Here is a 12021-nt window from a genome sequence, read left to right as displayed (position 1 = left end):
CAAAATTAAATTTAAAACCGTAAATTTGCTTTTTACCTTACAATGAAAAGCGATTTACTTTCAAACATATACAATCCAGCCGATTTACGTTTATTAGACGAAAGTCAATTGCCACAACTGGCAAAAGAATTACGAGATTTTATCATTGATATTGTTTCTGTAAAAGAAGGTCATTTGGGCGCGAGTTTGGGCGTTGTAGAACTGACAATTGCTTTGCATTATGTTTTTAATACGCCAGATGATTTATTGGTTTGGGATGTTGGCCATCAAGCTTACGGGCACAAAATTCTAACCGAAAGACGAGAAAATTTCCATACCAACAGACAAATAGATGGCGTTTCTGGTTTCCCCAAAAGAAGCGAAAGCATTTATGATACTTTTGGCGTAGGCCATTCTTCTACTTCTATTTCTGCTGCACTCGGAATGGCGATTGCTTCTAAACTAAAAGGCGATTCTGAAAAAGAACATATTGCGGTAATCGGCGATGCTTCCATTGCAAGCGGAATGGCTTTTGAAGGATTGAATCACGCCGGAGTTACGGATGCCAATATTTTGGTTATTTTGAATGACAACGCAATCGGAATTGACCCAAGTGTTGGCGCTTTGAAAAAATACCTGACCGCAGTTAAAAATGGAAAAAATCCGAAGCAGAATAATATTATCAAATCGCTGAATTTTGATTATTCTGGACCTATTGACGGTCATGATTTTCCGAAATTAATCAAAGAATTAAATCGCTTAAAAAAGATAAAAGGTCCAAAGTTTTTACATATTGTAACTACAAAAGGAAAAGGTTTACAACAAGCAGAAGAAAATCAAGTCAAATATCATGCACCTGGAAAATTTGATGCTTCAACTGGCGAAATTCATTTTAAATCTGAAGAAAATCTTCCTCCAAAATATCAGGATGTTTTTGGCTTAACCATTTTGGATTTGGCTAAAAAAAATGAAAAGATAATCGGAATTACTCCTGCAATGCCCTCTGGAAGTTCATTAAAATTCATGATGGATGAATTGCCAGAACGTGCTTTTGATGTAGGAATTGCAGAACAACATGCTGTAACACTTTCTGCTGGAATGGCGACTCAGGGAATAGTGGTATTTTGCAACATTTATTCGACTTTTTTGCAACGCGCTTATGATCAAGTTATTCATGATGTAGCTTTGCAAAATCTACCGGTCATATTTTGTTTAGACCGCGCGGGTTTAGTTGGTGAAGATGGCGCGACGCATCATGGAGTTTTTGACATTGCTTATTTAAGAGCAATTCCAAACATGATTATTCATGCACCGCTAAACGAAATTGAGCTTCAAAATATTTTATATACAGCACAATTAGGCTTAAATCATCCTATCGCGATTCGATATCCGCGCGGGCGAGGTGTTTTGCCAAATTGGGAAGTAGAAAATTTCGGACATTATGAAAAAATTGAAATTGGTCCCGCAAAATGTTTGAAAGATGGTACGAAAATTGCTGTGCTTTCGACCGGAACAATTGGAAATAATGTTATTGAGGCTTTGAAACGGTGCAACAATGCTGATGAATTTGCCCATTACAACTTTAGCTTCATCAAACCACTAGACATCAATACATTAAACCATATATTTTCATCATTTGAGGGCGTAATTACAATAGAAGATGGGGTGAAAAATGGCGGTTTCGGAAGTGCTGTTTTAGAATATGCAGCATCACAAAATTTCAAAAAAAAGATTGAAATTTTAGGAATCCCTGACCATTTTATTGAGCACGGAAGCGTGCCTCAGCTACAACATTTGTGTAAAATTGACGTTAAAAGTTTGGTAAATCTTTTTTCTAACGGTTCTAAATAATTATTTTGCACAACCAAAAAAATAAAAATAAGCCTAATGAAATTATTGCGTTCTACCCTTTTGCTATTATTGCTATTGAGTACATCAAATAACTTTGCCCAGATTATTCAAACTACTCTAGACCCATCTCAGCTTCCAAAATTGCCAACTTATTGGACTAAAAAAAATCAACTTGGTTTTGACATTTCAGAAATTGCTTTTGTGAACTGGAGCGCGGGGGGAACCAGCTCGATTTCAGGACTTTTTAAAGGAGAATTCGGGCGAACTTATATCAAACGAAATCATAAATGGGTTAACGAACTTATCGTAAAATATGGTTTAAACAAACAAGACGGAATTGAATTAAGAAAAACAGATGACGCCTTGCAATTCAACTCGACTTACGGTTTTAGAAAAGATACCATTTCAAACTGGTATTACTCTTCAAAATTAAATTTCAATACGCAGTTTACAAACGGTTATAATTATCCAAACCGAGATGTAGCAATTTCGAAACCATTTGCACCAGCTTATATTTTCCTTGGAGCCGGAGCTGAAAATTCAAACAAAAAGAAAAACAGAACCTTTTATTTCTCACCAATAACCTTAAAAACAACTTTAGTTTTAGACCAAGATTTAGCAAATCAGGGAGCTTTTGGGGTTAAAAAAGCGGTTTACATGACTGATCCTGCTGATCCTAATAATACAATTTTAGTCGAAGAAGGCCAGAAAGTAAAAGCCGAATTTGGTATTCTTTTCACAGGTTATATGAAAACGGAAATTTATAAAAACGTTTTCTACGAAAACCGTTTAAGCTTGTACACCGATTATTTGAATAAATTTGGAAATGTCGATGTCGATTATGACACCAAATTAGATCTTGTTGTAAATGCGTATGTAAAAGCCAATATTGGGGTTCATCTTGTTTATGATGACGATATCAAAACCAAAAAAGATGTTATTGATCCAACAACAGGAGCAAAAACACAAGTGAACGACGGACCAAGAATGCAATTGCGTCAAGTTCTGGGTGTTGGTCTAGTTTATGCTTTTCAATAAAGTCGAAAGTCATAAAGTCGAAAGTTGGAAAGTCTGAAAATTAATAAACTGAGGTAATAAAATCAACTCATGTTGGCTTTTTTAAAAATCAAATAAAAGCTTTACAGCGCAAGGCTATTCTTTTAGACTTTCCAACTTTCGACTTTATGACTTACTTATTTTTTCGTCCCTGAATCATTTCATATAATTCCAGCGCATTTCCATCTGTCAAAAGCGAAACGTAATGACAAATATGAAGCAAGCGCTCGTATAAATTGCCTTTTTCTAAATGATGTTTTTCAGGAAGCATTTTCAGAATCAGCTTGTCATAATTTGACGCTGTTCCTTCATATTTGTTGTTAAATGCCGTTATGAATTTATCCAATAAAGTCTGGATGATTTGATAACCTACAATTTCTTTCTCGATAACTTCACGGCTCTGGTAGATTTTTTCGACACTTAATTTGATAATATCATTCATTTGGGCTTTGTATTTGCTTTTATCAGTCAAAGCAAAAGGAAAATCGCCGGCCAGAATTGCTTCTTCATTTTCAATAAAAACATCAACCGCATCATTAATCAAAGCGCCGATTGCCAAAGCACGCAAATAACTGATTCGGTCTTCCTTCGTTTCTAATAATTTGTATTTGGCAACGCCAATATTGTCTTTTACCAATTTGATCAAATATTCTAAAGCATAATCTTCAGAAACCAAACCTAGATTGATTCCGTCTTCAAAGTCAATAATTGTATAGCAAATATCATCTGCGGCTTCAACCAAATAAGCTAATGGATGTCTTTCAAAGCCAATATCCCCATCTTCCTTATTGGCAATCAAACCCATATCCTGAGCAACTTCTTCAAAAAATAATTTATCCGACTGAAAGAAACCGTATTTTTTATCTGAAATCTTGTTTGTTGGCTTTTTTGGAAGACTCTCTTTTGGATATTTCATAAAAGCGCCAAGCGTTGCGTACGAAATTCTAAGTCCACCTTCGATTCCTGGGCGACTTGCTGTCAAAACCGAAAATCCGTTGGCATTTCCTTCAAAATCAATCAAATCCTGCCATTGTTTTGCAGTAAGTTTGTCTTTGTATTTTAATCCTTTTCCGCTTGAAAAATATTCTCCAATTGCTTTTTCACCAGAATGTCCAAAAGGCGGATTTCCAATGTCGTGTGCCAATGATGCCGCAGCAACAATCGCCCCAAAATCATTCATGTGATAACCGTGAACTTCTTTTAAATAAGGATATTTTTCAATAATCTTTTTTCCGACCAAACGCCCAAGCGAACGCCCTACAACAGAAACTTCCAAACTATGCGTCAAACGCGTATGCACGAAATCAGTTTTTGAAAGCGGAATAACTTGCGTTTTATCTTGTAAACTTCTAAACGCCGACGAAAATATAATTCGGTCATAATCGACCTCAAAACCTAAACGCGTGTCATCTTGTTCTACACGTAATCTTTTGCTTGTATCGCCTTGTCGTTTTAATGATAAAAGTTGTTCCCAGTTCATTTGATTCTTAGATTTCAGATTGTTGATTTTAGATTTAAGGACGGTCAAAAATACGTTTTATTTTAGGATAATATTCAATAAAAATATGTACCCCCCTTAATTTGATCTAAGTTTTATTCGCCACGAATTTCACAAATTTTCACTAATTAATTTGACGCAATCATTTGTGTTAATTGATGAAATTCGTGGCAAAAAAAATCAAAACTCTAATGCCGTACTATGTTTAATTTCTCCCATAACAAAAATACTGTTCGTGTTTCCTATGTTTTCTATGGTTGACAATTTGTTCATGACAAAATCCTGATAACTAACCATATCTTGCACCAAAATCTTCAGCATAAAATCATAATCGCCAGCAATGTTGTAGCATTCTATTATTTCGGGAAGCGCCACAATATCTTTTACAAAATTGCTTCCTACATTTTTTGCGTGTTCTTTTAAGCGCACATTGCAAAAAACAGTCATGCCGCGATTCATTTTTTTCTTGTCTAAAAGCGCAACATATTTTGTAATGTAACCGTCTCTTTCCAATCTTTTAATTCGTTCATAAACTGGCGTAACGGTCAAAAATAATTTGCTCGCAAGGTCTTTTGTATTGATATTTGAGTTTTCCTGAAGGTGTTTCAAGATCAACAAATCGGTTTTATCTAGATTTTCCATAGTTTTTTTTACGGCTAAAGGTTCGTTAAAAACATTTTTACAGTAACAAAATCTTTTAAAAGTGAATTTTAAAACGCATTTTACTGAAATTAGCTCCAAATATAAGTTATAAAAACCAAGAACGTAAATTTGTTCAGTAAAAAATACTGAATCAAAAATGAAAACAAATAACCTAGGTTACCCAAGAATTGGAAGCAACAGAGAACTCAAAAAAGCCTCTGAGTTGTATTGGGCAGGAAAAATTTCTGCAGAAGAACTTATTGCAGCAGGAAAAGAAATCCGTACTAAAAACTGGCATTTACAAAAAGAAGCAGGAGTTGATTTAATTCCGTCAAACGATTTCTCTTTTTATGATCAAGTTTTGGATTTGACTTTAACTCTTGGAGCAATTCCGGCACGTTATCACGAATTAGCAAAAAACAATTCATCTCTAGATTTGTATTTCGCAATGGCGCGCGGCTCGCAAAAAGAAGGTCAAGATGTTGTAGCAATGGAAATGACAAAATGGTTCGACACCAATTACCATTATATTGTTCCTGAATTCACTAAAAACCAAAAGTTTGAATTGTTTTCTGAAAAAATAATCAATGAATTCAAAGAAGCAAATGCTATCGGAATTAAAACAAAACCCGTTTTAATTGGACCAGTTTCATATTTATTGTTAGGAAAAGAAAAAGAAGAAGGCTTTCACCGAATTGATCTTCTTGATGCTTTGCTTCCGGTTTATTTTGAAATTCTTGAAAAACTGCAAGCCGAAAATGCCGAATACATTCAGCTTGACGAACCTTTCTTGGCTTTAAATTTAACCGACAAGGAAAGAAGCGCTTTTACTAAAGTGTACAACGAAATCAACAAACGTTTCCCAAAACTTAAAATTGTTTTTGCCAATTATTTTGACTGTTTTGGAGAAAATCTAGAAACCGCTTTGGCTTTGCCTGTCAACACTTTCCACTTAGATTTAGTTCGTTGTCCGCTTCAATTGGATGATATTTTAGAGTCAGGAAAATTGGCTTCAAATGCAAGCCTTTCTCTTGGCGTTGTTGACGGAAGAAATATCTGGAAAAACGACTTCAAAAAATCATTGGAATTAATTAAAAAAGCGGTTGATGCTTTAGGCGAAAGCCGAATTTTGATTGCGCCATCGTGTTCCTTAATCCACAGTCCGTGCGATTTAGATTTAGAAACAAATGACGAAACCCTTACGCCAGAAATCAAACAATGGCTGGCTTTTGCAAAACAAAAAATCAACGAAATTGTAATTTTAAAGCAATTAGCTGCTTCAAACGAAATTGAGATTAAAAACTCGATTGATTATGAAAGAAATGTCATTGCAAACCAAAACCGAAAAACTTCAAAATTAATTCATAATAGCCAAGTAAAAGCACGTGTTGCTGGAATTACAGCTTCTGATGACCAACGAAAAAGTGCATTTGCAACCCGAAGAAAAAGCCAAATCGAGGCTTTAAAATTGCCTTTATTTCCAACTACAACAATTGGTTCTTTCCCGCAAACTGCCGAAGTGAGAAGCTGGAGAGCGAAATTCAAGAAAGGTGAATTATCGACCAAAGAATACAATGATTTAATCGAAAAAGAAACCGAAGCGACCATTCGTTTTCAAGAAGAAACTGGAATCGATGTTTTGGTTCATGGCGAGTTTGAACGCAACGATATGGTGGAATATTTTGGAGAACAGCTTGACGGATTTACATTTACTAAAAATGGCTGGGTTCAAAGTTACGGAAGCCGTTGCGTGAAACCGCCAGTAATTTACGGAGATGTTTCTCGACCAAACCCAATGACAGTAAAATGGTCGCAATATGCCCAATCATTGACTCCAAAATGGGTAAAAGGAATGTTGACAGGGCCTGTAACCATTTTGCAATGGTCATTTGTACGCAACGATCAACCACGTTCTGAAACTTGTACGCAAATCGCTTTGGCTATTCGCGACGAAGTAGTTGATTTGGAAAAAGCAGGAATCAAAATCATTCAAATTGATGAACCAGCAATTCGCGAAGGTCTTCCGTTAAGAAAAGAAGAATGGGCCAAATATTTGGATTGGGCGGTTCGCGCATTCCGAATTTCTGCAAGTGGCGTACACGACGACACGCAAATTCACACGCACATGTGTTACAGCGAATTCAACGACATCATTCAAAACATCGCCGATATGGATGCTGATGTAATCACGATCGAATGCTCGCGTTCGCAAATGGAGCTTTTAGATGCTTTTGCCAACTTTAAATATCCAAACGAAATTGGCCCTGGAGTTTACGACATTCACTCGCCACGCGTTCCTTCAAGTGCCGAAATGGTTCGTTTGCTTGAAAAAGCTTCGGCTGTAATTCCCGTAGATCAGCTTTGGGTAAATCCTGATTGCGGTTTAAAAACACGTCATTGGGACGAAACCAAAAAAGCCTTAATCGAAATGGTTGCCGCCGCACAAGAAATGAGAACTGCCGTAGAAAATCCTGTGATTTAGTAATTTTTATCTCGATATAATTTTTGTTTTTTTATGTCAACAAGTGAAGTCCGGAAATTAGTTATGATTCGTTTCGGCTTCACTATGTTGACATTGTTTTTTTAATTTAATCAGCCTTAGATTTTAAAATTTAGAAGCAGAAATTCTTATTTTCAAAACAGCTTCTGTCCCGCTTTCGGCTATATCTCTCCTCCCGATTGCCATCGGGATGCGAGGATGCCGCCTCAATCGGGGCTAGACGAGAAATTTTTATTTTCAAAAGAACTTTTCAAAAAAAAAAGCATCCGCCGTGGCGGATGCTTTTGTATGTATTAAAAAATCTAAAATTAGAAGTTCTTAGAAACCCCAATAGAGAATGATTGTCCAAAATTAAATTCAAATGTCTTCGTTTTACCTTTCATCCCAGCCGCTAAATCCGTATTTAAAGCCGAATAATTCAATCCTCCGATATTAAAGTTCAATCCAAAACCTTTTTTAATGTCGATAAAAAGCGCTGGTGTTAAACTTGCATAAAATCCGTCGCTATCATTGTACGTTTGGCCTGTGGTATTTCTAAAAGTTTCTTTCCTGTTTTTATATCCAAGACCTAAATCTGCATATGCTGAAAAAATGCCACCCAATGGTTTAGAGTAACGCAAAAAACCTCCAAGCTTGTAAACATGATCTTTGTATAGACTTCCGTCGTTTAGATCATTTTTGGAATTTGAAATATTTCCTTCAATACCAGCTGTCCAATTTTCCTGAAACTGATAACCAACCTTTGGCTGAAAACCAAAAAAATTTTGTTTGCTTTCGAAATTCGAATTTGAATCGTTTTGAGAATTATACATAATACTTCCCATAACTAAAACTGAGCCTTTTTGAGCATTTGCAAAACTGAACACTGCCAGTGCAACAACAACTAGAATTTTTTTCATAAGTGATATTTGTTAAATTTGATTTAATCTATTTAACAAGAAAGATGCCACGTATTCTGATTTAATATTTTCTTAACATAAGACACCCTTTTATACCACACGAAAAGCAATTTTTAACATTTCAAAAAAAAAGCATCCGCCACGGCGGATGCTTTCTGAAATTGAATATAAAACGTAAGATTAGAAGTTTTTAGAAACTCCTATATTAAATGTTTGACCAAAGTTGAAGTAGAATTTACTGTAGTCTTCTCCGTTGTTATCAAAACTTAAAGTTTCGTATCCTAAACCACCAATGCTGAAGTTTAATCCGAAACCTTTTTTCATGTTGATAAAAAGAGCTGGAGTCACACCTACATACATACCGTCAGCTTTATCTTTTGAATAAGCATTTCCAGGACCGTAAGTTTTATTTTTTAAATTTTGGAAACCCGCTCCCATATCTGCAAAAACAGAAAAAGTTTGGCTCAATGGCACAGAATAACGTACAAATGCTCCTAATTTAAAGTTGTTGTCTTTATGTTCGATATTTCCATTGTCAGTATTAGATGAACCAACAGTAAACTCTCCTCCTACAGTCCAGTTATCATTAAATTGGTAACCTACTTTTGGAGAGAAGCTAAATGTGCTTGTTGTTGCTTCGCCATATTGGAATTCTGATTTTTCAGATGTGAAACCAATGTTTCCACCAACTAAGATTGAACCTTTTTGAGCGTTTGCGAAACTGCAGATAGCCAATGCAGCCATCACTAAAATTTTTTTCATGATTTGGGTTTATTTTAAAATTTATGTTTCCTTTAACAACAACAATGCCGTAAATTCAGGCCTCTTTGTTTTTTTTATAAATACTTTAAAAGACAAATTCTAGCAATCGAAACTATTTCTCGTTACTTTTGCAGTAAATAAAATATCCATGTCGATAGAAGTAAACAGCATATCAAAAAGTTACGGAGAGCAAAAAGCTTTAAATGAGATTTCTTTTAAAATTGAGAAAGGAGAAATCGTGGGATTTCTTGGTCCAAACGGAGCTGGAAAATCTACATTAATGAAAATTTTGACCACTTATTTACTTGCCGATAGCGGTTCAGCCCTTGTAAATAGCCACGATGTCATGACAAACGCAAAAGAGGTACAGCGCTCGATTGGGTATTTGCCTGAGCATAATCCTTTATATTTGGATTTGTATGTTCGTGAATATTTGGCTTTTAATGCCGATGTTTATAATGTTCCAAAATCAAGAATTGAAGAAGTTATCCAACTGACAGGACTGACACCGGAAAGCCATAAAAAGATAAGCCAATTGTCAAAAGGATACCGCCAGCGCGTGGGACTTGCGAATGCTTTATTGCATAATCCTGATGTATTAATTTTAGACGAGCCAACTACAGGTCTGGATCCGAATCAGTTAATGGAAATCAGAAATGTAATCAAAAATGTTGGGAAAGATAAAACCGTTTTTTTATCAACACACATTATGCAGGAAGTCGAAGCGATTTGTGATCGTGTCATAATTATTGACAAAGGACAAATAGTTGCCGACAATAAATTAGATCATTTAGTTGCTGCAGACAAAGAGCAAGTGATTGAGGTTGAGTTTGATTACCAAGTTGAGCAACAACTTTTGGCAAAACTAGAAAACATCACTTCATACGTAAATACGCATGACATGACATGGGAGCTAACTTTTGTTACCGAAAAAGACATGCGCCCTGCAATATTTGATTTTGCCAATGAAAATGGTCTAAAAACACTTCAATTAAATCAAAAGAATAAAAATCTGGAAGCCGTTTTTAGAGAAATTACTAAATAAAATTTTAATTATTCATACCAACAAAACCTATTTATTCTAAACCAAGAATAAATAGGTTTTTCTTTTTTCACGGAATGCAAAAATTTCTCTTTGTGTTTCGCAATTTTCAACCGCAGTTTATTGACTCGCTTTCAGCCGATTAAAATTTTATCGTTTATTTTTAACTATTTTTATTTAGACTTGGTATAAATAGTGTTATATTTGCATACAGAAACCTAATAATTTCATGCTTTAATCAACCTTTCAATTCTTGTTTTTTGTTTTTTTTTTGTGTTAGTAAAGAGCCTGTCTGTAGTTAACAGGCTCTTTTATATTTAGGTCATTCCGGTTTTATATTTCCAAATCTAGAATTGACGCTTTTAATTCTTCTATAATAATTTTCACATCCTCTTCCGTTGTGCGCCAATTTACAAAAGAAGCTCTAATTCCTTTTCGGCCTTCATATAAAGTTGGAGTCATAAAGACTTTTCCTTTATCATTCAAAATTGTCAAAAACTCGCTTACTTTATCCTGATTGTGGTTTCCTTTTAGAGTAAAACAAACATTGTTTAGCCTGATTGGTGCCAGCAATTCAAAACTTCCAGTCTCAATTAAGCAATTTGCAAAATGCAAGGCCAATGCTGTACTATTTTCAACAATATCTTTAAAACCATCTTTTCCATAAGCTTTGAGTGAAAACCAAGCTGGAAGCGCTCTTAAACGACGCGAGTTTTCTGGAAGAACATTTAAATAATTAAAATTCTCCAATGGATCTCCCAAATAAGGTGCATTCGAATTCTGAAATGTTTCAATCTGCAAATTAACATGCTCTTTTTTAATCAAATAAAAAGCACTTTCATACGGAACATTCAGCCATTTGTGGCAATCAATTGTTATACTATCTGCTCCTTCCCAGCCTTCAACTAAATGTTTGAATTTTTCTGAAACGGCCGCAAAACCACCAAAAGCCGCATCAATGTGCCACCAGAAATTATATTTTTCTCGTAGTTTAGAGATCGCTACAAAATCGTCAAAATCTGCTGTATTTACAGTTCCGGCGCTTGAAATCAGAATAAAAGGTTTTCCGTTTAGCTTTTGGATATTTTCTTCTAAATCTGCAATATCAATTGCTTCACGGTTTCCTTCAATTGTTTTTAAAGTTGAATAATTTTGACTCCCAATTCCAAGCATTGACAGACATTTAATGGAAGAAGAATGTGGTGTTGCAGTTAAAATATTGATGTTTTCTGAGATTCCGTTTTTAGCAAAATCTTTTCCCAATTGCTTTCCAAACCATTGTCTCGCAACACCTAAACAAGTGAAATTCGACATTGTAGCACCAGTTACAAATCCGCCAAGAAATGAATCTGGCAACTCAAATAGTTGTAATAGTAAATTTATAGTTTCAAATTCAATTAAAGCCGATGCTCCTCCCTGCGCTTTAACCGCCTGCGTATTTTGATCATAAACTGAAGCCAACCAATCACCAACAATAGATGCCGGAGTCGAGCCTCCAGTTACAAATCCTAAATAGCGCGGTCCCGGAGAGGAAACCATCAAAGGTGCCAATCGTTCATTGAATTCTTTTAAGACTTCAACCGAACCTAAACCAAATTCGTTTAAGACGCTTTTAGGATCAATTGTATTTTTATTTGAAGTGGGAATAGTATCAAGGTTATTCAGAAAATCGATTCCTTGTTGTTTTGTTTTTTCTAAAATATTCTCAAAATTGTTAAGATCGTTTTGTAATACTGCGTTCATTTTTTCTGCGTTAAAATGTTTCCTCGAATTTAGTGAATAATCTTCATTC

At 35.1% G+C, this 12021-nt stretch carries 9 protein-coding genes; 4 read left to right on the top strand and 5 right to left on the bottom strand.

The features are described from left to right. The first annotated feature begins 42 nt into the window (after nucleotides 1–42). Nucleotides 43–1830, top strand: coding sequence for a 1-deoxy-D-xylulose-5-phosphate synthase (locus SCB73_RS09450; RefSeq protein ID WP_320569788.1), 1788 nt, complete (start codon nucleotides 43–45; stop codon nucleotides 1828–1830). 36 nt (nucleotides 1831–1866) lie between these two features. Beyond that, the gene (locus SCB73_RS09445) at nucleotides 1867–2868 is read left to right on the top strand and encodes a DUF3078 domain-containing protein (RefSeq protein WP_320569787.1); all 1002 of its coding nucleotides are present in this window, start codon (nucleotides 1867–1869) and stop codon (nucleotides 2866–2868) included. Between the two features lie 151 nt (nucleotides 2869–3019). Here the strand turns inward: SCB73_RS09445 and SCB73_RS09440 are convergent, their stop codons facing one another. Beyond that, nucleotides 3020–4366, bottom strand: a complete 1347-nt coding sequence (locus tag SCB73_RS09440; RefSeq protein ID WP_320570085.1) for a deoxyguanosinetriphosphate triphosphohydrolase — start codon at nucleotides 4364–4366, stop codon at nucleotides 3020–3022. Nucleotides 4367–4564: 198 nt separating this feature from the next. Then, nucleotides 4565–5026, bottom strand: a complete 462-nt coding sequence (locus SCB73_RS09435; protein WP_320569786.1) for an Lrp/AsnC family transcriptional regulator — start codon at nucleotides 5024–5026, stop codon at nucleotides 4565–4567. 157 nt (nucleotides 5027–5183) lie between these two features. On the opposite strand from SCB73_RS09435, the gene metE reads away from it, so the two are divergent. Further along, nucleotides 5184–7508: a 5-methyltetrahydropteroyltriglutamate--homocysteine S-methyltransferase gene (metE, locus tag SCB73_RS09430; RefSeq protein ID WP_320569785.1), complete on the top strand. Its 2325-nt coding sequence runs from the start codon at nucleotides 5184–5186 to the stop codon at nucleotides 7506–7508. Between the two features lie 326 nt (nucleotides 7509–7834). Here the strand turns inward: metE and SCB73_RS09425 are convergent, their stop codons facing one another. Together SCB73_RS09425 and SCB73_RS09420 are read right to left on the bottom strand one after the other, a co-directional pair. Beyond that, nucleotides 7835–8425, bottom strand: coding sequence for an outer membrane beta-barrel protein (locus SCB73_RS09425; RefSeq protein ID WP_320569784.1), 591 nt, complete (start codon nucleotides 8423–8425; stop codon nucleotides 7835–7837). Nucleotides 8426–8605: 180 nt separating this feature from the next. Then, a complete protein-coding gene (locus SCB73_RS09420) occupies nucleotides 8606–9187 on the bottom strand; it encodes an outer membrane beta-barrel protein (RefSeq protein ID WP_320569783.1) in 582 nt (193 codons plus the stop codon). A 148-nt stretch (nucleotides 9188–9335) separates the two neighbouring features. On the opposite strand from SCB73_RS09420, the gene gldA reads away from it, so the two are divergent. Continuing rightward, nucleotides 9336–10232 (top strand): gliding motility-associated ABC transporter ATP-binding subunit GldA, encoded by an 897-nt coding sequence (gldA, locus tag SCB73_RS09415; protein WP_320569782.1) that lies wholly within the window; start codon nucleotides 9336–9338, stop codon nucleotides 10230–10232. A 330-nt stretch (nucleotides 10233–10562) separates the two neighbouring features. Here gldA and SCB73_RS09410 read toward each other — a convergent pair whose 3' ends face one another. Then, the gene (locus SCB73_RS09410) at nucleotides 10563–11972 is read right to left on the bottom strand and encodes a pyridoxal phosphate-dependent decarboxylase family protein (protein ID WP_320569781.1); all 1410 of its coding nucleotides are present in this window, start codon (nucleotides 11970–11972) and stop codon (nucleotides 10563–10565) included. Between the last annotated feature and the right edge of the window lie 49 nt (nucleotides 11973–12021).

This window comes from Flavobacterium sp. KACC 22761, from assembly GCF_034058155.1.
GTDB lineage: Bacteria > Bacteroidota > Bacteroidia > Flavobacteriales > Flavobacteriaceae > Flavobacterium.
This window is presented reverse-complemented; position numbering and strand designations above follow the sequence as displayed.